The organism is Methylobacterium sp. E-045 (assembly GCF_022829685.1).
Lineage (GTDB): Bacteria > Pseudomonadota > Alphaproteobacteria > Rhizobiales > Beijerinckiaceae > Methylobacterium.
Window position 1 is genome coordinate 270,282 of record NZ_JAKSYE010000064.1, and the last position, 21,828, is coordinate 292,109.

At 65.1% G+C, this 21,828-nt stretch carries 19 protein-coding genes; 11 read left to right on the forward strand and 8 right to left on the reverse strand.

All coding sequences use genetic code 11. The features are described 5' to 3' along the window. Nucleotides 1-53 precede the first annotated feature (53 nt). Both MKK51_RS09865 and scpA read right to left on the reverse strand, forming a co-directional pair. Nucleotides 54-1,487, reverse strand: a complete 1,434-nt coding sequence (locus MKK51_RS09865) for a mannose-1-phosphate guanylyltransferase/mannose-6-phosphate isomerase (protein ID WP_243976739.1) — start codon at nucleotides 1,485-1,487, stop codon at nucleotides 54-56. Nucleotides 1,488-1,660: 173 nt separating this feature from the next. Continuing rightward, a complete protein-coding gene (gene scpA, locus MKK51_RS09870; protein ID WP_243976741.1) occupies nucleotides 1,661-3,829 on the reverse strand; it encodes a methylmalonyl-CoA mutase in 2,169 nt (722 codons plus the stop codon). A 207-nt stretch (nucleotides 3,830-4,036) separates the two neighbouring features. Here scpA and MKK51_RS09875 point away from each other — a divergent pair, with 207 nt between their 5' ends. After that, complete coding sequence (locus tag MKK51_RS09875; protein WP_243976743.1) at nucleotides 4,037-4,942, forward strand: DUF817 domain-containing protein; 906 nt, start codon at nucleotides 4,037-4,039, stop codon at nucleotides 4,940-4,942. 74 nt (nucleotides 4,943-5,016) lie between these two features. After that, nucleotides 5,017-5,217: a hypothetical protein gene (locus tag MKK51_RS09880; protein ID WP_243976745.1), complete on the forward strand. Its 201-nt coding sequence runs from the start codon at nucleotides 5,017-5,019 to the stop codon at nucleotides 5,215-5,217. Nucleotides 5,218-5,435: 218 nt separating this feature from the next. Here MKK51_RS09880 and MKK51_RS09885 read toward each other — a convergent pair whose 3' ends face one another. Then, a complete protein-coding gene (locus tag MKK51_RS09885; protein ID WP_018044781.1) occupies nucleotides 5,436-5,651 on the reverse strand; it encodes a hypothetical protein in 216 nt (71 codons plus the stop codon). A 424-nt stretch (nucleotides 5,652-6,075) separates the two neighbouring features. Between MKK51_RS09885 and MKK51_RS09890 the strand changes: the two genes are divergently transcribed. The 3 genes from MKK51_RS09890 to MKK51_RS09900 all read left to right on the forward strand — a co-directional run bounded on the left by MKK51_RS09890 (nucleotide 6,076) and on the right by MKK51_RS09900 (nucleotide 8,263). Beyond that, nucleotides 6,076-7,209 (forward strand): S1C family serine protease, encoded by a 1,134-nt coding sequence (locus MKK51_RS09890; protein ID WP_243976748.1) that lies wholly within the window; start codon nucleotides 6,076-6,078, stop codon nucleotides 7,207-7,209. Nucleotides 7,210-7,295: 86 nt separating this feature from the next. Further along, on the forward strand, nucleotides 7,296-7,553 hold the full coding sequence (locus MKK51_RS09895; protein WP_243976750.1) for a hypothetical protein: 258 nt from the start codon (nucleotides 7,296-7,298) through the stop codon (nucleotides 7,551-7,553). Beyond that, nucleotides 7,550-8,263, forward strand: a complete 714-nt coding sequence (locus MKK51_RS09900) for a J domain-containing protein (protein WP_243976752.1) — start codon at nucleotides 7,550-7,552, stop codon at nucleotides 8,261-8,263. The genes MKK51_RS09895 and MKK51_RS09900 overlap by 4 nt, the downstream gene beginning before the upstream one ends. A gap of 145 nt (nucleotides 8,264-8,408) precedes the next feature. Here MKK51_RS09900 and MKK51_RS09905 read toward each other — a convergent pair whose 3' ends face one another. After that, on the reverse strand, nucleotides 8,409-9,899 hold the full coding sequence (locus MKK51_RS09905; protein WP_243976754.1) for an SPOR domain-containing protein: 1,491 nt from the start codon (nucleotides 9,897-9,899) through the stop codon (nucleotides 8,409-8,411). A gap of 301 nt (nucleotides 9,900-10,200) precedes the next feature. Here MKK51_RS09905 and MKK51_RS09910 point away from each other — a divergent pair, with 301 nt between their 5' ends. The 4 genes from MKK51_RS09910 (at nucleotide 10,201) to MKK51_RS09925 (ending at nucleotide 14,369) form a co-directional block, all read left to right on the forward strand. Then, on the forward strand, nucleotides 10,201-10,545 hold the full coding sequence (locus tag MKK51_RS09910; protein ID WP_243976756.1) for a phasin family protein: 345 nt from the start codon (nucleotides 10,201-10,203) through the stop codon (nucleotides 10,543-10,545). Nucleotides 10,546-10,852: 307 nt separating this feature from the next. Then, complete coding sequence (gene clpS, locus MKK51_RS09915) at nucleotides 10,853-11,299, forward strand: ATP-dependent Clp protease adapter ClpS (protein ID WP_243976757.1); 447 nt, start codon at nucleotides 10,853-10,855, stop codon at nucleotides 11,297-11,299. A 23-nt stretch (nucleotides 11,300-11,322) separates the two neighbouring features. Further along, nucleotides 11,323-13,812, forward strand: coding sequence for an ATP-dependent Clp protease ATP-binding subunit ClpA (clpA, locus tag MKK51_RS09920; protein WP_243976758.1), 2,490 nt, complete (start codon nucleotides 11,323-11,325; stop codon nucleotides 13,810-13,812). A gap of 281 nt (nucleotides 13,813-14,093) precedes the next feature. Beyond that, nucleotides 14,094-14,369, forward strand: coding sequence for a hypothetical protein (locus tag MKK51_RS09925; RefSeq protein ID WP_243976759.1), 276 nt, complete (start codon nucleotides 14,094-14,096; stop codon nucleotides 14,367-14,369). A gap of 3 nt (nucleotides 14,370-14,372) precedes the next feature. Here MKK51_RS09925 and egtD read toward each other — a convergent pair whose 3' ends face one another. Further along, the gene (egtD, locus tag MKK51_RS09930) at nucleotides 14,373-15,344 is read right to left on the reverse strand and encodes an L-histidine N(alpha)-methyltransferase (RefSeq protein ID WP_243976760.1); all 972 of its coding nucleotides are present in this window, start codon (nucleotides 15,342-15,344) and stop codon (nucleotides 14,373-14,375) included. A 49-nt stretch (nucleotides 15,345-15,393) separates the two neighbouring features. Beyond that, the gene (gene egtB, locus MKK51_RS09935) at nucleotides 15,394-16,665 is read right to left on the reverse strand and encodes an ergothioneine biosynthesis protein EgtB (protein WP_243976788.1); all 1,272 of its coding nucleotides are present in this window, start codon (nucleotides 16,663-16,665) and stop codon (nucleotides 15,394-15,396) included. A 195-nt stretch (nucleotides 16,666-16,860) separates the two neighbouring features. Between egtB and murI the strand changes: the two genes are divergently transcribed. Continuing rightward, nucleotides 16,861-17,739, forward strand: a complete 879-nt coding sequence (gene murI / locus MKK51_RS09940; protein WP_243976761.1) for a glutamate racemase — start codon at nucleotides 16,861-16,863, stop codon at nucleotides 17,737-17,739. 204 nt (nucleotides 17,740-17,943) lie between these two features. Continuing rightward, a complete protein-coding gene (rpsD, locus tag MKK51_RS09945) occupies nucleotides 17,944-18,561 on the forward strand; it encodes a 30S ribosomal protein S4 (protein ID WP_027172386.1) in 618 nt (205 codons plus the stop codon). A gap of 294 nt (nucleotides 18,562-18,855) precedes the next feature. On the opposite strand, the gene gltA is transcribed toward rpsD, so the two are convergent. After that, on the reverse strand, nucleotides 18,856-20,145 hold the full coding sequence (gene gltA, locus MKK51_RS09950) for a citrate synthase (protein WP_243976762.1): 1,290 nt from the start codon (nucleotides 20,143-20,145) through the stop codon (nucleotides 18,856-18,858). A 229-nt stretch (nucleotides 20,146-20,374) separates the two neighbouring features. Next, complete coding sequence (gene gltX / locus MKK51_RS09955) at nucleotides 20,375-21,802, reverse strand: glutamate--tRNA ligase (RefSeq protein WP_243976763.1); 1,428 nt, start codon at nucleotides 21,800-21,802, stop codon at nucleotides 20,375-20,377. Between the last annotated feature and the right edge of the window lie 26 nt (nucleotides 21,803-21,828).

Sequence of the window (21,828 nt, forward strand, 5' to 3'; positions counted from 1 at the left end):
AACCGACCGAGACCGGGAGTTTTGTGAGGCACTTTTAAGCCCGACCGTCGCGCCTATCGTCCGTAGATGTCCTCGACGCGGATGATGTCGTCCTCGCCGGTATAGGATCCGACCTGAACCTCGATGAGTTCGAGGGGTATCTTGCCCGGATTGGTCAGGCGATGCATCGATCCGATGGGCAGGTAGACCGCCTCGTTCTCGTGGACCAGCACGACGCGATCGTCCACCGTGACTTCGGCCGTGCCGCGCACGACGACCCAATGCTCTGCCCGGTGAAAGTGTTTCTGCAGCGAGAGACGGCCGCCCGGCGTCACCATGATGCGCTTCACCTGGAAGCGCTCACCGATATCGATGCGCTGGTACCAGCCCCAGGGGCGGAACATTCGGCGGTGTGCATCCGCTTCCGGATGGGCTTTCTCGCGCAGTTGCGTCACCAGTTCCTTGACGAGGCCGGCCTTGGCCTTCGAGGTGACGAGGACGGCGTCCGGGGTCGAGACCACGATGATGTCGTCGAGGCCGACCACGGCGGTGAGATGTTCGCCCTCGCTGTGAACCAGGCTGCCGCGGGTCTCGACGAGTTCCACACGGCCACGCACGGCATTGCCGAGGGTGTCACGGGGCAGGACGTCCCACACCGCATCCCAGGTGCCGACATCGGACCAGGCGAACGACACCGGCAGCACGCCGGCCCGGTCGGTCCGCTCCATCACCGCGTAGTCGATGGAGGTCTTCGGTGCGAGGGCGAAGGCCGCAGCGTCCAGACGGAGGAAGTCGAGGTCGGTGGCCGCACCCTCCAGGGCCGCGCGGGTGGCCGCCAGGATCTCGGGGACGTAGGTCTCAAGCTCGGCCAGCATCACGTCGGCACGGAACAGGAAGTAGCCGCTGTTCCACAAGGCGCCGTCCGCGATGAGGCTTTCGGCGCCGTGCCGGTTGGGCTTCTCGACGAAACGGCCGACCTCGTAGGCGCCGTCGACACCGTCGATCGGAGCACCTTTGCGGATGTAGCCGTAGGCGGTGGACGGGCTCGAGGGCTCGATGCCGAGGGTCATGATGCGGCCGGCCCTGGCCCCCACGGCGGCGGCGCGCGCCGCGTTTACGAAAGCCGCCGTGTCGCCGATGACGTGGTCGGCGGCCAGGATCAGCACCACCGCCTCCGGGTCGCGCCGGGCGGCATGGATCGCCGCCACCGCGACCGCTGCGGCGGAGTCGCGGCGCTCCGGCTCCAGCACGATATCGGCCTGGATGTCAGCCTGCAGCAGTTGCTCGGCGACGATGAAGCGGGCGTCACTGCTGGTGATGATCGTCGGCCGCGAGAACGCGGTTCCATCCGCGACCCGCCGTGCCGTGTCCTGGAATGTGGAACTGTCGGCATTCACGAGCGGCGTGAACTGTTTCGGCATGCTCTCGCGGGACGCCGGCCACAGTCGCGTACCGGAGCCTCCGCAAAGGATGACCGGATGGATGAGATGGGGAAATCCTGAGGCCATCGGCGTCAACTCACAATGTCAGTTCAGTACGGTGTCGCGAAATACAATTTTGTTGCGCCGCAACCAACCCGGTTCAGAGCCGAATATGCCACGGAAGCGATCGAGGCAGGGGTTGAGTTCCGGCGACAGCCTCGATGCGACCTTCATGAATGCCATGGACCGATACGGTCGCCCTATTCAGCGGCCTGGCGCGCGTTGTATCCGAGCCGGCCGTTCAATTCCTCGATCAGCTTCACGGCCGCTTCAGCAATGACCGTGCCGGGCGGGAAAATCGCTGACGCGCCAGCGGCATGGAGTGCGGGATAATCGCCCGGGGGGATCACGCCCCCGATCACGATCATCACGTCGCCGCGCCCCTGTTCGGTCAGAGCCGCCTTCAATTCCGGCACCAGCGTCAGGTGGCCGGCGGCCAGGGACGACACACCGACGATATGGACGTCGTTCTCCACAGCCTGACGCGCGGCTTCGGCGGGAGTGGCGAAGAGAGGTCCGATATCCACGTCGAAGCCGAGGTCGGCGAACGCCGAGGCGATCACCTTCTGCCCCCGGTCGTGCCCATCCTGGCCCATCTTGGCGACAAGGATGCGCGGGCGGCGCCCGTCATTCTCTTCGAAGGTCTCCACGAGCTGACGAACCGTTTCGACCACCGGCGACATGCCACCCACCTCACGTTTGTAGACGCCCGAGATAGAGCGGATCTCGGCACGATGCCGGCCCCAGGCCTTCTCCAGAGCGTCGGAAATCTCTCCGACCGTCGCCTTCGCGCGCGCTGCATCGACGCCCAGGGCAAGCAGGTTGCCCGTGCCGTCCTGAGCCGCCTGGGTGAGGGCCGCCAAGGCGGCGTCCACATCGGCCTGGCTGCGCTCGGCGCGGAGGCGCTTGAGCTTGTCGATCTGCAGCATGCGGACATTACCGTTATCGACGCGCATCAACTCGATGGCGCGGTCGTCCTCCGGCTTGAACTTGTTCACGCCGACGATGGTTTGGCGGCCGGAATCGATCCGAGCCTGGGCACGGGCCGCGGCCTCTTCGATGCGCAGCTTGGGGATACCGGCCTCGATGGCCTTGGCCATCCCACCGAGCTCTTCCACCTCGCGAAGATGCTCCCAGGCGCGGGCGACGATGTCCTGGGTCAGCTTCTCCACATAGTAGGAGCCGCCCCACGGATCGACGATGCGCGTCGTGCCGCTCTCCTGTTGCAGGAACAGCTGAGTGTTGCGGGCGATGCGGGCGGAGAAGTCGGTGGGCAGGGCCAGCGCCTCGTCGAGGGCGTTGGTGTGGAGGGACTGTGTCCCGCCCTGCGTCGCGGCCATCGCCTCGATGCAGGTACGGGTGACGTTGTTGAACACGTCCTGTGCGGTCAGCGACCAGCCGGATGTCTGGCTGTGGGTGCGCAGTGGCAGCGACTTGTCCGTCTTCGGCTCGAACTCCTTCACGAGCTTGGCCCAGATCAGGCGCGCCGCCCGCATCTTGGCGATTTCCATGAAGAAGTTTGTCGAGATCGCCCAGAAGAACGACAGGCGCGGGGCGAACTTGTCGATGGTGAGCCCTGCCGCGAGCCCCGCCTTGATGTACTCGACGCCGTCGGCCAGCGTGTAGGCGAGTTCGAGGTCGTTCGTCGCCCCGGCCTCCTGCATGTGATAGCCGGAGATCGAGATCGAATTGAATTTCGGCATGTTCGCCGAGGTGTAGGCGAAGATATCGCCGATGATCCGCATCGAACCCGCCGGCGGGTAGATGTAGGTGTTGCGGACCATGAACTCCTTCAGGATGTCGTTCTGGATCGTGCCCGCGAGTTTTTCAGGCGGCACGCCCTGCTCCTCGGCCGCGACGATGTAGAGCGCCAGAATCGGCAGCACCGCGCCGTTCATCGTCATCGACACCGTCATCTCGTCGAGGGGAATGCCCGAGAACAGCGTCCGCATGTCGTAGATGGAATCGATCGCGACCCCGGCCATGCCGACATCGCCCGAGACGCGCGGGTGATCGGAATCGTAGCCGCGATGGGTCGCGAGATCGAAGGCGACCGATAGGCCCTTTTGTCCGGCGGCGAGGTTGCGCCGGTAGAACGCGTTCGAATCCTCGGCCGTGGAGAAGCCGGCATACTGCCGGATGGTCCAGGGCTGGGTGACGTACATGGTCGGGTAGGGGCCGCGCAGATACGGCGCAACGCCGGGATAGGTGTGGAGAAACTCGATCCCGTCTCGATCCTCCGGCCCGTACACGCCCTTCACCGGGATTCCCTCCGGCGTCATCCAGGGCTCGCCCACCGGCGGCACGGGCGCCGTGAAGGCGTCTGCCGCGTAGGGGACGTTCGCGAAATCGGGGATCTGGGACGTCATGTGATCGAACTCGTGCGGCGGCATTCGGCGAAGCATTATAGTGAAGCACCGGCTTCGGGCTATCCCTCTCAAATCCATTTTGAGGACGAGCCCCGATCCCACTTCCGGCGTTGCCCGTCTGCGACCGGAGCCCCCGTCCGATCGATAAGGTCGAGCGTCACGCCCGCTTGCGCTAAGTCAGGCTGCGCCACAGCCGGAACCGCTATCGTGACAGACATCCCGCCCGACGGCGCGGCCCACACCTGGCCGCTTATCGCGCACTTCGCCGGCCTCGAGAGGCGACTCGGCGCCTGGGTTCTCGCGAGGGGGACCATCGCGGCGGGGCTCTACGAATTCCTGCGGTTCGGCATCAAACAGGGATGGGCGTGCCTCTTCGGCGGATCGCTGTGCGCGCTTCTCATCGCGAGCTATTGGTTCTACCCGGCGCATGCGCCGATCAGCCGATACGATTGTCTCACCCTGGCGGCGGTGGCGATACAGATCGCCCTTCTCGCCCTACGCATGGAGACCTGGGAGGAGGCGAAGGTCATCGCACTCTTCCATGTGGTCGGTACCGCGATGGAGATCTTCAAGACCGCCGTCGGGTCATGGATATACCCGGAGGCCAGCCTGCTCCGCATCGCGGGGGTGCCGCTCTTCACCGGCTTCATGTATGCGAGTATCGGCTCATACATCGCCCGTGTATGGCGCCTGTTCGATTTCCGCTTCACCCATCATCCCGGCACCGGCGCGACACTCCTGCTGGCCGCGGCGATCTACGTGAACTTCTTCACCCATCATTACGTGGTGGACATCCGCCTCGGATTGTTCGCGGCGACAGCGCTGCTGTTCGGTCGAACCTGGGTGCATTTCAAGGTCTGGCGGGTGCACCGGAGAATGCCGCTTCTCCTGGGTTTCCTGCTCGTCGCCCTGTTCATCTGGTTGGCCGAGAATATCGGCACCGGCACGCGGGTGTGGCTCTATCCGAACCAGGCGTCGACCTGGGCGATGGTCTCCTGGCAGAAACTCGGTGCCTGGTATCTGCTGATGATCATCTCCTACGTCCTGGTCGCCTTCGTGAACAAGCCGGAGATCTATCGGCGCAGCGAAATCGGGAGAGGAGATTGCAGGTAATATCGACCGGCTTTCTTCAATATTTGGCAAGACCGAGCGGGCTATGCCCGTTCGAGCCATGAGGAACCCCATACATGAGTGATTCCATCGCCGGCCTCGCACAGTCGATCGTCTCGAACCAGAGCGCGGCGACGCGGGAGTCGATGCAGACGACCTTCATACGCAAGCAAGGCGATAGCGATCGGGCCATCGCCCAACTCTTGCAGCAATCCGCCGATCAGCAGAAGGCCGTGCTTCCCGAAGGTCAAGGCGCGCTCGTGGACCGGAAGGTCTGATCCCCGGGTACCGTCGGCGACAGCCCCCGATGATCGTCTCAATCGGGGCGGGCGATGCCGAGGGACGTGTCAGCGTTTCGCCAAGGTCAGAAAACGTAACGGACAGCCCGGTCCGGTTCACGAGATGATGGCCACGTCCGCTGCGCGGCGCGGGCAGTTCCGCGCCGGCGGCTGGGTCATCCGTGCCTCGTCAGGAGGCCTCAAGAAGCCGTATCGCCTCAGTTGAGATAGGTGCGGATCCAGTTCGGCGAGAGGATTTCGCCTTCCTCGGTGATGATCCACGGCTGCTTTGCCGGATCGGTCAGCGCACCTGCGGCGGCCTCGATCGCCTCGCGAAGGGTGCCGTATCGCGCGGGCTGTGCCAGCGGTGCCGGGACGGGGGTGGTCCGCCAGATCGTCAGATCGGCAGGACGTTCGAGGGCTTCGGTTTCCATATCGAGTTTTTCCTTGAACCTGAGAGGGTCGTTCCCCGCGGGTCTGTGCGGCTGTGCCAGCATTCGGTGCAGCCAGCGCGGGACGTGTTTCCGTGAGAATGGAAGCATCTCTAGGGCAGCTTTGCGATCAATTTGGGCATTGCCATGATGAGTATGGCAAACCCGATCCTTTATCCCTCGCCTTAAGCATCATGTTTTGGACACAAAGCTTGAAGCGGCGACCCCAGGACGCCCTCTTTTTATGATGAAGAGTTGAGAGTGGCAGTCGTGACCGAACTCGTAGCTTGAACTTGGGGGCAGAACCGTGTGCCTGCGCACCCGGATCGTGCCACCCGTCAAAACAGTTGAACGGAGATGCGTCACCGACCAGTTAATGCGACGGAGCCAGTCCAGAATTTTTCCAAAGCCGTGAAAGGGATGTGACATGTCGGATCGCTTCGGCCGCATTGCGATCACGGCGGCCCTGGTCCTCATGGCCCTCTATGTCGGGCAGCCTTATGTGGCGGCCGTCCTGTTCTCAGCCGAAACCCCTCGGGCGATCACGGCGCGGGGGGATCTGGCTCCGTCCGAAGTGTCCACCGCGACCTTGTTCGAGCGTGCGAGCCCGTCGGTCGTCCATGTCTTCGCTCAGGCGGCGGCCCAGGGGAGTTCCCTGATGAGCCCCGATTCCGAGGAGGGCGAAGGCGGCAACGGCGCACAGACGGGCACGGGCTTCGTGTGGGACGCGGCCGGGCACGTGGTCACCAACAATCACGTGGTGGCGGGCGCGGCCCAGCGGGGCGGGTCGGTGTCCGTCCGCCTGTCCTCGGGGGAAGTCCGCCCGGCTACGATCGTCGGGACCGCGCCGAGCTACGACCTTGCGGTGCTTCGCCTCGGTGGGACCGGTGTCGTTCCGCCGCCCCTGGCCATCGGCACCTCGACGGATCTCAAGGTCGGGCAGGCGGCCTTCGCCATCGGCAACCCGTTCGGCCTCGACCATACCCTCACGACAGGCGTCATCAGCGCTCTCCGCCGCCGGCTCCCCACGGGAGAGGGGAGGGAGCTATCCGGCGTCATTCAGACCGACGCCGCGATCAATCCCGGCAACTCCGGCGGGCCGCTCCTCGATTCCGCGGGGCGACTCGTCGGCGTCAACACGGCGATCTATTCTCCCTCGGGCGCCAGCGCCGGCATCGGCTTCGCGATCCCCGTGGACGTGGTGAACCGGGTCGTCCCCGAACTCATCCGCAACGGTCGCACCCGCAATCCGGGTATCGGCATCATCGCCGGCCAGGAAGCCACCGCCGCGCGACTGGGGATCGACGGCGTCGTGGTCCTGCGGGTCCTGCGCGGCTCACCGGCCGCCGAGGCGGGGTTGCGCGGTGTCGATGTCCAGACCGGCACGATCGGCGATGTCATCGTCGGAGCGGGCGGCCAGCCGGTGCACCGCCTCGCCGACCTCACCGCCGCCATGGAGGCGGCGGGCATCGGCAAGACCATCGATCTCGCCGTGGACCGGGACGGGCGCATCCGCAAGGTGAGGGTCACCACGGCGGACGTGGCGGAGACGCGGCAATGAGGCTTTCCCTGTCCGGGCTGTAACATCGGCCGTTTCCGGTGCAGTAGGGTTGGAACCGTGCCGCACGAGAACACACAAGACACGCAATGACGACGAAGGCCCGCCTGTCCCGATCCCTCGTCTACGTCGCGCTGACGCTCGGCGCGATGCCGGCCGAAGCCGAGGACGGAGCGCGGCGCCTATGCCCCGACGATGCTCCCGAGGGAGTTCGCCTGCCGCCGCGTGCCAGTTGCCCGGATCGCGGCGCTCAGCAGGCCGGCTGGCCGAGCGGTTCGCACCGGATCGGCGACGTCCAGATCAGGATCGACGGACGGGTCTCGCTCGATCACGACATCCGCCGATGACGATGCTCGCCGCCCTCGTGGCCCTGTTCGTCCTGTGGTGGTACGCCAGGAACGCCAAGCCCCAGCTCGTCCGGCGCCTGCGGCGGTTGATCACGCCGCGCGTCATGAGGCGCAGCGGCGGTTATGTCTTGCTCGCCCTGGCGGCGGTTGCGGCAATTCGCGGACGGATCGAACTCGCGATCCTGTTCGGGGGTGTCGCGTTCTGGTTCCTCGACGGTGTCGATGCCCTGGTCGTGCGGCTGCGCGGCTACGTCCGTCGCGCCGCCGTCGCGCGGCCCGCGATCCTGCTGTTCGAGGTGATGCCCGACGGACGGACCGCCGACGGCATCGTTCAGATCGGTCCCTATGCCGGGCGTCGTCTGTCACAGCTTCCGGAAGCGGCGCTGATGCAGATCCTCGCGGTCTGCCGCAAGGCGGACCGCATCGCCGCCCGCCGGTTACAGGCGTATCTCGACGGCAGGACGGCCACCGGGCGTGTAGACGCTGAGAGAGATGCCAACGCGGGGTCGCGCCGTCCGCCGGATCCAGGGGCGATGACGCAGGAGGAGGCTCACCAGATCCTGGGGCTTCAGAGCGGGGCGACCTTGCAGCAGATCCGCACGGCTCATCGGACGCTGATGAAACGGTGGCATCCCGACCAGGGCGGAACGGTCGAGGGGGCGTCGCGCATCAACGCGGCCCGAGACAGGCTTGTGAGCCGACATCGCTGATACTCCACGCGCGTTGCCAGGAAACTGCTCGATCGGACCCGACGGCGAACAGCCGAGGGGGTTCGGCGAGGACGCGAGGGGCGTCGTCGCCGTTGTCAGAAGGGCTTCGCCATTCCGGGGGACGCAGCCCCTGCCATGGCGCGATTCAGCTTCGCGTGGCGAAGCAGTTGAAGCCGTTGCGCTTCAGGGTGGAGCAGGCATCCTGCGCTGCTTCCTGCTCGCTGAAGCCCGAGAACCGCGCGCGGTAGAGGGTTGCGCCGCCATGGTCGACCCTCACGGTGTAGGGTGACGCCTTCGAGAGCGCGCTTCCTGCCCGGCTGCGGGCTTCGGAGAGCATCGACTTGGCCTTGTCCTCGTCGTCCATGGCACCGAGCTGGATCACCCAGGCGGTGGGCGTGACGCGGCTCGTGGACGATGCCTTCGGCGCGGGCTCGGGCCGGGCGCCATCCACCGATGCGAGACGTGCATCGGACTTGCCGCTCGGGGAGACCTTGGTTCCGGGGAACGCCGTGGGCGCGCTGCTCGGCGCGTAGGCCTGAGCCGAGGCCGGGAGGGCGCCGCTCCGCCACTTGGCGCCGGCGCTTCCGGGCGTCGTGGTCTGGCGCGGGCTGATATCGAGGGGCTGGGTCGAGGCGGTGGTCTCGACCTCGACATCCTCCTCGTCGGCCGAGGCGACCTGGGTGCGGGTCCGCGAGGTGGCGTCCGCGACCACGGCGGGACGGCCGCGCTCGGCGACCTCCGTCACCGCCGGGGCCTGGCGGTTGCCGGCATAGGCGCGGGGCAGGTTCGCCCGGACGAGATCGGCCATGATCCGGTCGCGGCTGGCACCCGACTTTCCGCCCAGCACGATCGCCACGATCTGGCGGTCGTCGGACTTGGCGGCGGTCATCAGGTTGAAGCCGGAATCGCGGGTGTAGCCGGTCTTGATGCCGTCGACGCCCTCGACATTGCCGAGAAGGCGGTTGTGGTTGCCGATGACGCGACCGCGGAAGGCGAAGGAGCGGGTCTGGAAGTACTTGTAGTAACGCGGAAACCGGTCCTGGATCGCGCGGGCGAGGATGGTCAGGTCGCGCGCCGTGGTGATCTGGTCCGCATCGGGCAGGCCCGAGGCGTTGGCGTAGTTGGTCCTGGTCATACCCAGGGCCTGCGCCTTGCGGGTCATCATCTCGGCGAATTTCGGCTCCGAGCCGGCGATGTTCTCGCCGATGGCACAGGCCACGTCATTGGCAGATTTCGTCACGATCGCCTTGATCGCGTCCTCCACCTCGATGGTCGAGCCCGGCCGGAGGCCGAGCTTGGACGGCGCCTGGGCGGCGGCAAAAGCCGAGACGGTCAGCGGCGAATCGAGGTTGAAGCGGCCGCGCTCGAGCTGCTCGAACAGCATGTAGAGCGTCATCACCTTGGTGATCGATGCCGGGTGGCGGAGGGAATCCTCGTTGACCGCATGCAGGGTGCGGCCCGTCTTCACGTCGACCACCATGGCGGCGTAGGGCGGGTTGTAGCCCCCTCCGCCGCCCCGGTGATGGTGCCCGCGACGCGCATCGGCGGGCGAGGCGATGGCCGTGAGAACGGCCGCGGCCGCAATGAGGGCCGGCAGCCCATGGGTCGTCCGGGAGCGACTCGGAACGCTACGCATCGCGACGGGGTGTCCTCGACAACCGACCCTGGGATCGGCTTGCACTGCATCATCACTGCAAGGCCGGCGAACGGGCCGCCGTGCCCTCACAACATCTGTCAATCACGCTAGGTCGACGCGGTTACGGCCCGGTTAATGCCATGCGATTGATTTGATCGCTTTTGCTGCGATGCGGTATGGTCTTGACGTTTTATGTTGCAATGCACATAAACCTTGCATTGGTCGATTCCGCGGGTCGGGGGAACGGCCGTGTCGACATCCGGCCCCCCAGAGGAATGCCCGAGAGGGTATCTCACATCCCATGACGAATCAGCTTTTCGACAAGATCCCCGCTTTCGACAAATCCGGCCTCGACTCCGTGATGAAGAACGTGTCGCTGGTCGCGCGGACGAACCAGACCGTCGGCACCGAGATGGCGGATTACACCAAGCAATCGTTCGAGCATGGCAGCGCCACCATGAAGAAGCTGGCCGAGGCGAAGACCCCTCAGGGCGCCATGGAAATCCAGGCCGAGTTCATGAAGGCATCCTACGAGCGCATGGTCGCCCAGGCGAAGCTCGTCGGTGGCCTGTATGCCGAGCTCGCCAAGGAGATCGGCAAGCCGCTCGAAGGCCTGGCCAACATCAAGCTTCCCGCCGCCAACTGAGCGACCATCCGGCGCCGGAGCCGGCTACGCCTGGAGTGACAAAGGGCGATCGAGCGAAGGCTCGGTCGCCCTTTGTCGTGTGCCATGGCACCTCCCCGCGACATCGCCGGGCGATGTCCGCCTCGCGGTGGGCGTTCATGGCTTGGCGTACCGGACAAGTGCGCGCAGGCGACTGGCGAAGTCGGGAAACGGCCTATAGATTGACGCAGAAGCAGGTGCGCCGCGCCAGCGTGCAGTCTGGAAGCCGGTCGGTTCTCTCAATCCGCGTCCGGACTCCGCTGCCACAAATGGGGTCGATGCTATTCCGATGTTCGACGACCCGATGCGTTGTCCGGTCTTTTCCGTCCTCGATCACGGTGGTTTCGCCGCGGCCGCCGGGCATCACGGGGCGATCCACGCCGGTCCTCCGGCCCCGCGCGGCGCCGATCCCATAGGACCCGGCGGCAATGACGACGGCCGCTCGGGGACGGCCATCATCACGCGGACCAAGCCAAAGACCAAACGGCCGAGCTTGTACCGCGTGCTCCTTCTCAACGACGATTACACGCCGATGGAGTTCGTCGTGCATGTGGTCGAGAAATTCTTCAACAAATCACAGGCCGACGCCTACCAGATCATGATGCACGTGCATCAGAATGGCGTCGGCGAGTGCGGGATCTTTACCTACGAGGTGGCGGAGACCAAGGTGACGCAGGTCATGGACTTCGCGCGTAAACACCAACATCCTCTCCAGTGCGTCATGGAAAAAAAATAGGCACCCCACACGAGGACCCGCTTTTGCCCAGCTTCTCTCGCAGCCTAGAACAAGCTCTCCACCGCGCTCTGGCGCTCGCCGGCGAGCGCCGGCACGAATACGCGACGCTGGAGCACCTGCTCCTTGCCCTGGTGGACGATCAGGATGCAGCAGCCGTCATGCGTGCCTGCAACGTCGAGGTCGACACGCTGAAACGCAGCTTGGTCGAGTATGTGGACACCGAACTCGCCAACCTGATCGGCGACGGACGCCAGGATGCCAAGCCGACGGCGGGTTTCCAGCGCGTGATCCAGCGCGCGGTCATTCACGTCCAGTCCTCCGGGCGCGAAGAGGTGACAGGGGCCAACGTGCTCGTGGCGATCTTCGCCGAGCGTGAGAGCCATGCCGCCTACTTCCTGCAGGAGCAGGACATGACCCGCTACGACGCGGTCAACTACATCAGTCACGGCATTGCCAAGCGCCCGGGCGCCTCGGAGGCGAAGCCCGTTCGTGGTGCGGAAGAAGAGGCCTCGTCCGAGCGTCCGAGCGGCGAGGAGACGGACAACCGAACCAAGAAGAAGGGCGACGCGCTGGAAGCCTATTGCGTCAATCTCAACAAGAAGGCGCGCGACGGCCGGATCGATCCGCTGATCGGACGCGAAAGCGAGGTCCAGCGCACGATCCAGATTCTCTGCCGCCGGCAGAAGAACAACCCTCTGCTCGTCGGCGATCCCGGCGTGGGCAAGACCGCCATCGCCGAGGGCTTGGCGCGCAAGATCATCAACAAGGAAGTGCCGGAAGTCCTCATCGACGCGACGGTGTTCTCCCTCGACATGGGCACCTTGCTCGCGGGCACGCGGTATCGCGGTGATTTCGAGGAGCGTCTCAAGCAGGTGATGAAGGAGATCGAGGCGCATCCGAATGCGGTGCTCTTCATCGACGAGATCCACACGGTCATCGGTGCCGGCGCGACCTCGGGCGGTGCGATGGACGCATCGAACTTGCTCAAGCCCGCCTTGGCCAACGGCTCGCTCCGCTGCATTGGCTCGACCACCTACAAGGAGTACCGTCAGTACTTCGAGAAGGACCGGGCTCTGGTACGGCGCTTCCAGAAGATCGACGTGAACGAGCCGTCGATCCCGGATGCGATCGAGATCGTAAAGGGGCTCAAGCCCTATTTCGAGGAGTTTCACAAGCTCAAGTATACGACCGAGGCCGTGAAGGCCGCTGTGGAGTTGTCCGCGCGCTACATCAACGACCGCAAATTGCCCGACAAGGCGATCGATGTGATCGACGAGACCGGAGCTTCGCAGATGCTGGTGCCGGAAGCCCGCCGCAAGCGGACGATCGGCGTCAAGGAGATCGAGGCGACCATCGCCACCATGGCCCGCATCCCGGCAAAGACCGTCTCGAAGGACGACGCGGTGGTTCTGAAGAACCTTACCGAGAACCTGAAACGGGTGGTCTATGGTCAGTCGAACGCCATCGAGGCGCTGACCTCGGCGATCAAGCTGGCACGTGCGGGATTGCGCGATCCCGACAAGCCGATCGGCTCGTACCTGTTCGCCGGGCCGACCGGTGTCGGCAAGACGGAGGCGGCCAAGCAACTCGCCTCGTCCCTCGGCATCGAGATGATCCGCTTCGACATGTCGGAATACATGGAGCGGCATACGGTGAGCCGCCTCATCGGCGCGCCCCCCGGCTATGTCGGCTTCGACCAGGGCGGCCTGCTCACGGACGGGATCGACCAGCATCCGCATTGCGTGTTGCTTCTGGACGAGATCGAGAAGGCCCATCCGGACCTATTCAACATCCTGTTGCAGGTGATGGATCACGGCAAGCTGACCGATCACAACGGCAAGCAGGTGGATTTCCGCAACGTCATCATCATCATGACGACGAACGCGGGCGCGTCGGACATGGCGAAGTCCGCCTACGGCTTCACCCAGACGAAGCGCACGGGAGACGACGTGGAGGCGATCAACAAGCTGTTCGCGCCGGAATTCCGCAACCGCCTCGATTCCATCATCTCCTTCGGTCACCTGCCGAAGGACGTGGTGGCCAAGGTGGTCGACAAGTTCGTGCTCCAGCTTGAGGCTCAGCTGGCTGATCGCAACGTCACGATCGAGCTTTCGGACGAAGCGCGCGAATGGTTGACCGAGAACGGCTATGACGAGGCGATGGGCGCGCGGCCCATGGCGCGCCTTATCCAGACCACGATCAAGACGCCACTCGCCGACGAGGTCTTGTTCGGACGCCTCAAGGATGGCGGCGCCGTGCGGGTGGTGCTGAAGAAGGCCGAGGACGGCGAGGCGTTGGCGCAGAAGGATGCGCTGGCCTTCGAGTTCCCGGCCGGACCAGTGACCCCCAAGCCGGAGAAGGACGTCTCCAACGCCGGCGGGGCCAAGCGCAAGCGGAGTCGGGCCAAGGCTGCGCCACGAAAGAAGGACGACGCGAAGAAGGACGACAAGGGCGGCTCGGGGGGATCTGGCGGCGTCCGCACCGTGCCGAAGGTGCCTCTCGTCCGGGCTTGATCGTACCGGCTGTCAGTCTGGCGGGGCGCGTCTTCCTTCGGGAAGCCGCGCCCCTTCTTGCGTTGGGCCTCGAAAACATCGGTCCGGCGGTCGACACGGGCAGGATCGGTCGCTAGCAACCGCGTTGGAACGGGCGCAGAGGCTCCCGTCCGGACGTGAATCCTGCGAGGGGGCTCGCGAGCGACGTCACAGCCTTTTGTATCCCGCGGCGGTTCGGACCGTTGCGAGGAGCATCTGGTGAAAGATCGTCAGAAGCCACTCGCGATAACAGGGGAGTATCCATGAGCGATCTGCAAGAGGGCCCCCTGACGCCGCTCTCGAGCCAGGGCACGCCCGTCGCGGCTCGCCCGCAGAAATTGACGCGCCGGGAAGAGCGCCGGCGCCGGCGCATACGTCGCCGTCGGGGCGAGGAAATCCTGGGTTGGATCCTCGTTCCGATCATCTGCTACGGGATCTACTGGGGGATCAGCGCCGGCTTCGACGTGCTCGGCACCACCCCGGGCACGGTCTGGGACCAACTGATGCAGGTCAAGCAGATGCTCGAGAAGAAGGCCTGACCCTCAGCGGGTCAGTGCATGGACCGAGAACAGGCCCTCGGCATCGGTCCAACTCTTCGCCACGTCCCACCCTGCCTCGGCGGCGAGGTCGCGGAAGCCGTCGATCGTGTACTTGTAGCTGTTCTCGGTGTGAACCGTCTCTCCCTCCGAGAACCGGAAGCGGCGGCCCTCCAGCGACACGTCCTGGGCGCGCAGACTCACGAGGTGCATCTCGACCCGTGACGTCTCGGGGGCGAAGTAGGCCCGGTGGGCGAAGGAGGATCGGTCGAAATCGGCATCAAGTTCGCGATTGATCCGATCGAGCAGGTTCAGGTTGAACTTCGCCGTCACGCCGGCCGCATCATCATAGGCCGCATCCAGTACGGCTTTGTCCTTCACGAGATCGACGCCGACGATCAGGGATGCTCCACGCCCGAGGACCCGTCCGAAATGAGCGAGGAGACGGGCGGCCTGGGGCGGCTCGAAATTGCCGATGGTCGAGCCGGGAAAGAAGCCTGCGACGGCGCCGTCGGAAAGACCGTCGGGAAGGGTGAAGGGCCGGGTGAAATCCGCGGCGACCGGCTGGATCGACAGGTGGGGGAAGTCCCGCGACAGGGTTTCGGCCTCGCTCCGGAGAAAGCTTTCCGAAACGTCAACCGGCACGTAAGCGGCCAGATCGGTCAGATGGGCGAGAAGACGCCGGACCTTCACCGTCGAGCCGCTGCCGAATTCCACCAAGTTCGCGTGCGACGGAAGGAGTGACGCGATGTCCGAGCCGAACGCTTCGAGGATGCCGATTTCCGTCCGCGTGGGATAATATTCGGGCTGTTGGGTGATGGATTCGAACAGGTCCGAGCCGATCTCGTCGTAGAAGTACTTCGCCGGAATGAACTTCTGCGATGCCGCGAGCCCAACGAGGACGTCGTCGCGGAATTGTTCCTCCGGGCTTACGGTGGACAGGGGAGTGGCGTCCGTGAAGACGGGGTTGATGGTCACGGGCAAGTCTCCAAGGAACGCCAAAGGACGCGGGTGGGGGAAACGGCGCTCAATCGCGATAGTTCGACAGCCGCAGCCCCGTAAACTGCCAGCGCTGATGTGGATAGAAGAAGTTGCGGTAGCCGATCCGGGCATGCCCGTCGGAGGTCGCCACGGATGAGCCTCGCAGGACGAACTGGTTCGACATGAACTTACCGTTGTATTCGCCGAGCGCACCGGGAACGGGCCGATAGCCCGGGTAGGAGAGGTAGGCCGAGCGAGTCCATTGCCAGACGAGGCCGAAGGCATCGTCGAGAAGCCCCTCCGTGGCGGCAGTTTCCCACTCGAACTCGGTGGGCAGATCGCGCCCCGCCCATCGCGCATAGGCGTCCGCCTCGAAATAACTCACATGAGTCACGGGCAGGGCCGGGTCGATGCTCGTCTGTCCGGCTAGGGTCATACTCGACCATTGCCCGGCATCGTTACGCTGCCAGTAGCCGGGGGCTTCCCAGCCCTCTGCCTGCACTGCGAGCCAGCCATCCGAGAGCCAGAGTTCCGGGCGCGCGTAGCCGCCATCCTCGATGAAGGCCAGCCATTGTGCGTTGGTGACGAGGCCCCTGTCGATCTGACAGGGCAGGATCAGCGTCTCATGCCGTGGGGATTCGTTGTCGAAGGAAAATCCATCGCCATCGTGCCCGATCTTCACGACCCGCCCCTGCAGTTCGGCGGTTCCGTTGCTCGATACCGGGCGAGGAAACCGCCACTCGGCATCGTAGACGGGGCCCAGGGGGTTCTGCGCGAAGGCGTGGAGGATGTCGGTCAGCAGCAATTCCTGATGCTGCTGCTCATGATAGAGGCCGATTTCGAGGACGGGCAGCACCGTGTCGAGGGTCGAGTCGGTGGCGTCCGACAGGAGACGCTCAACCGCCCGGTCCACATGGGCGCGGTACCCGGCGACCTCATCGGCGGTCGGCCTTGTGATGAGACCGCGCATGATTCTCGGCTGCCGGGGTCCAGCGGCGACATAGTAGGAGTTGAAGAGGTAATGCAGCCGCTCATCGTAGATGCAGTAGCCGGGCACGTGTTCGCGCAGGAGGAATTGTTCGAAAAACCACGTGGTATGCGCCCGGTGCCATTTCGTCGGGCTGGCATCGGCCATGGACTGGATCTGCTGATCCTCGGGCGATAGCGGAGCGGCGCGGTGCTCGGTTTCGTCGCGCACGGCGCGGAAGGCCCTGATCCAGGCTGTGCGATCCACTGGCCTCGCCGAGACGTTCGGCGGTGGGAAGGCCACGCTGTCCGTCTGGTGCGAGGTCTCGCGCATTGCCGCCGTCGCTGCCATATCGATCATCCCACTCGTATCCACGGTGCGGAAATATGGCTCCGCCGTCATTCGGCAACGGCCCCTCGCCTGCGCCCATCGACGCGGTGCGCCAGTGCGAAAAATGCCGGGCCTTTTTCATGCCTCAGTGACACGGCCTTAACCCTGCCGGCCCGACACTCCTCCATCCACGCACAGTGTCCAGGCAAGGCTCGTATGCGGATCGATCTGATGGCGGGAGCGATGACAGCGGCACTGGCGGCGGAAATCCGGCCGACCCCGACCATCCTCGTCTTCGATTCCGGGCTCGGGGGGCTCACAGTTCTCGAACAGGTCAGGCGCGCCCGGCCTGATGCGCGGTACGTCTATGCCGCCGACGACGCCGCCTTTCCCTATGGACGCCTGGCGGAATCCATCCTTGTCGCCCGCGTGCTAGCGGTGATGGAAAGGCTTCTCCTGCGCCACGCCCCCAATCTCGTCGTCATCGCCTGCAATACGGCGTCGACCCTGGTGCTGCCTGCGCTCCGGGCGCGCTTCTCGACACCCTTCGTCGGCGTCGTGCCGCCGATCAAGCCGGCGGCGGAGGCGACACGCTCGCGCCGGATCAGCCTTCTGGCGACGCCGGGCACCGTGGCGCGGCCCTACACCCACGACCTGATCGAGACCTATGCCAGCGATTGCACGGTGACCCTCGTCGGATCCCCGAATCTGGCGGCCTATGCCGAAGCCGAACTCGCCGGCCATCCAGTCGACGACGCGTTGCTTGCGGCCGAGATCGCGCCCTGCTTCGTCGAGGGAGAGGACGGGCGGCGCACGGACGTGGTCTGCCTCGCCTGCACCCATTACCCCCTGCTGCTTGCGCGCTTCCAGCGCCTCGCCCCCTGGGAAGTGACCTGGATCGACCCTGCGCCGGCCATCGCCCGGCGGGTGACGCAGCTTCTCGGTCCATCTCGGCGCAATCCGATGGACGACGTCCCCCCGGGGCTCACAGCCTTCACCAGCGGTGCGGGTATCACGCCTTCCCTGCGTCGCTCTCTCGATGCCAGGGGCGTCGGCGACGTCGCCGTGGAGATGATGCCGCTGGCCCTGCAATAGACGCGTTGCCGCCGCGGCATTGACCAAAGGGCGTCTCTCGCCTATGCAGCGCTCAGTTACGGGGCTCCGAGAGGGGCCCCGCAGCTTTTTCAAGCGCACCCGTGAGCGGCAATGTCCGCTCTGTCGTTCCGCCTCGGCCCTGGGCCGCTTCGGAAAGAGGAGGGCGCGTTCCTCGACCAATCTCACTCGCTGAGAGGAACCGCGATGTCAAAACGTATTCAGGCGAAGCACAAGCTCGATCGCCGTATGGGCCAGAACATCTGGGGCCGCCCGAAGAGCCCCGTCAATCGCCGCGAGTACGGCCCGGGCCAGCACGGCCAGCGCCGCAAGGGCAAGATGTCCGACTTCGGCACGCAGCTGCGCGCCAAGCAGAAGCTCAAGGGCTACTACGCCAACATCACCGAGAAGCAGTTCCGCCGTTACTACGCCGAGGCGATCCGCCTGCGCGGCGACTCGAGCGAGAACCTGATCGGCCTGCTGGAGCGTCGCCTCGACGCGGTCGTGTACCGTGCCAAGTTCGTGCCGACCCCCTTCGCCGCCCGCCAGTTCGTGAACCATGGCCACGTCAAGGTGAACGGTCGCCGCGTGAACATCGCCAGCTTCCTCGTGAAGCCGGGCGACGTGATCGAGGTGAAGGATGCCTCGAAGCAGCTCGAGATCGTGGTCGTCGCTTCGCAGCTCGCCGAGCGTGACGTGCCCGACTACATCGAGGTGGATCACGCCAAGATGACGGCCCGCGTCACCCGCGTGCCGAGCCTCAGCGAGGTTCCCTACCCGGTCCAGATGGAACCGAACCTCGTGATCGAGTTCTATTCGCGCTGATCCCATAGGATCATCGCCGAGACGAGAAAGGCCGCCCGAGAGGGCGGCCTTTTTGTTTGGCTATGGATCGCCCCGGGCCGGCCTGTCAGTCCAAGCACTCATTCCAGATGCTTGCCGCACGGCCAGGGTGGTTCAAGAGGTATCGCGGAAAAAGCCGCCAAAGCGGCTCGTCTTCGAGCCGAGAAAAGGACGCCTCGCGCCTTCTCGGCCCGGCCTCCGGATCGGGTTCGTCAGGCGCTCCACCCGTTCGACGAAGGGGTGGAGCGGACCTTTGTCTCGCTCCTCTCGCCAGCGTCAGCCGCGCTGGCCGATGGGCACGTATTCGCGCTTGTCCGGGCCGATGTAGAGCTGGCGCGGGCGGCCGATCTTCTGCGACGGATCCTCGATCATCTCGGCCCACTGGGCGATCCAGCCGGTGGTGCGGGCGAGCGCGAAGAGCACAGTGAACATCGACGTCGGGAAACCCATCGCCTTGAGGGTGATGCCGGAATAGAAATCGATGTTCGGGTAGAGCTTCTTCTCGATGAAATACTCGTCCTTCAGGGCGATCTGCTCGAGTTGCACGGCGACTTCGAGGAGCGGATCGTCCTTGATACCCAACTGGCTGAGGACCTCATGCGTGGTCTTCTGCATGATACGGGCACGCGGATCGTAATTCTTATAGACGCGGTGACCGAAGCCCATCAGGCGGAACGGGTCGTTTTTGTCCTTCGCCTTGGCAACGTATTTCGCCACGTTGTCGGGCGTGCCGATCTCTTCCAGCATCTTGAGCGCCGCCTCATTGGCGCCGCCATGGGCCGGTCCCCACAGGCAGGCGATGCCGGCGGCGATACAGGCGAAGGGGTTGGCACCCGACGAACCGGCGAGGCGCACGGTGGAGGTCGAGGCGTTCTGCTCGTGATCGGCATGCAGGATGAAGATCCGGTCCAGCGCACGGGCATAGATCGGGTTGACCACGAACTCCTCAGTCGGCACCGCGAAGCACATCCGCAGGAAATTCGAGGTGTAGTCGAGATCGTTCTTCGGGTACACGAACGGCTGTCCGATGGAATACTTGTAGGCCATCGCGGCCAGCGTCGGCATCTTGGCGATCATGCGCAAGCTCGCGATCATCCGCTGCTTGTCGTCCGAGATGTCGGTCGAGTCATGATAGAAGGCCGAGAGTGCACCGACGCAGGCGACCATGATCGCCATCGGGTGGGCGTCGCGGCGGAATCCCTGGAAGAAGCGGTTCATCTGGTCGTGCACCATGGTGTGGCGCGTGACCCGGTAGTCGAAATCCGCCTTCTGGGCAGGCGTCGGCAACTCGCCGAACAGCATGAGATAGCAGGTCTCGAGGAAATCGCCCTGCTCGGCGATCTGCTCGATCGGGTAGCCGCGATAGAGGAGGACGCCGGCGTCGCCGTCGATATAGGTGATCTTCGATTCGCAGGACGCGGTGGAGGTGAACCCCGGATCGAAGGTGAACATGCCGGTCTTGGCGTGGAGCTTGCCGATGTCGATGACGTCGGGTCCGATCGTACCGGTCTTGATCGGAAGATCGACTTGGTTGTCGCCCACGGAGATCGTGCTGGTGGCGCTCATGGAGACGTGGACCCTTTCTTGGCAGAAGGCAGACCTTGGCAGAGGGTAGCACCGGCCCGCGTGGCGACATTCACCACGCCGGCCCGGTGCGCACGAACAGATTTATGCTGCAGGTGCTCACACTCCTATCGGGTTAGCGGATCATCAGACCGCCTACAACCGATCCCCCTCGCCACTCCGCCGCTCAAGCGAAAACCAGGCCGATCTGTCACCGTTCGAACGTCGGAGATCAGGTCGAAGACGACTGATCGGCAAGGCGCCCCAGACACTCTTCGCGACCGAGGACAGCCATGACGTCGAAGACAGGCGGCGAGGTCGCGCGCCCGGTTAGCGCAGCCCGAAGGGGCTGGGCGATGAGTCCCAGTTTGAGTGCGTTCTCTTCGGCGAATCGGCGCACGGCCCCCTCCGTGCTCGCCGCATTCCACTCCGGCAGGTCGGCGAGGGCCGGCAGGATCGCGGTGAGGCGCCGGCGGGCCTCGTCGCTCAAGAGTGCGTTCGCCTTGTCGTCGAGGCCGAGGGGGCGTGAGGCGGTGAGGTAATAGGCGCTGTCGAGAAGGTCGACGAGTGTCTTGGCGCGCTCCTTGAGACCCGGCATCGCCGCGCCGAGCTTGGCACGAAGCTCGGGCGACAAGGAGGCGGGCAATCCGCGGTCGGGGGCAAGGACCGGAAGGATCGTTTCGATCGCATCGATCAACACGGTATCGTCAGCCCCGCGGATGTAGAGCCCATTGAGGTTCTCCAGCTTCGCGAAATCGAATCGGGCAGCGGAACGACCGATCGACTTCAGGTCGAAGGCGGCGATCATGTCCTGCGTCGAGAAGACCTCCTGGTCGCCATGGCTCCAGCCGAGGCGGACGAGATAGTTGCGCAAGGCCGCGGGAAGGTAGCCGAGGTCGCGATAGGCATCGACACCGAGCGCACCGTGACGCTTCGACAGCTTGGCGCCATCCGCCCCGTGGATCAGCGGGATATGTGCCATGATCGGCGCGGCCCAGCCGAGTGCGTCGTAGATCTGTCCCTGCCGCGCGGCATTGGTAAGGTGATCGTCGCCGCGGATCACATGGGTCACGCCCATGTCGTGATCGTCGACGACGACGGCGAGCATGTAGGTCGGGTTGCCGTCGGAGCGAAGCAGGACGAGATCGTCGAGGTCCTTGTTGGCCCAGGTCACGCGGCCCTGGACCTGATCCTCCACCACCGTCTCGCCGTCGGACGGAGCACGCAGACGAATCACCGGCTTGACGCCGGCCGGCGCCTCGGACGGATCGCGGTCGCGCCAGCGACCGTCGTAACGCATGGGGCGCCCTTCGGCGCGGGCTGCTTCACGCATGGCGGTGAGTTCGTCCGGCGTGGCATAGCAATGATAGGCGTTGCCCGAGGCGAGCAGGCCTTCCGCAACTTGGCGGTGCCGGTCAGCGCGGGCGAACTGGTAGACCACGTCCCCGTCCCAATCGAGGCCGAGCCAGCTGAGCCCGTCGAGAATCGCGTCGATGGCGCCCTGAGTGGAGCGCTCCCGATCGGTATCCTCGATTCGCAACAGCATCTTGCCGCCGAAATGGCGGGCATAGAGCCAGTTGAAGAGCGCCGTGCGCGCTCCCCCAATGTGCAGGTAGCCCGTAGGGGAGGGGGCAAAACGCGTGACGACGGGTGACGACATCGGGCGGCTTAACTTGTGCGTGAAAG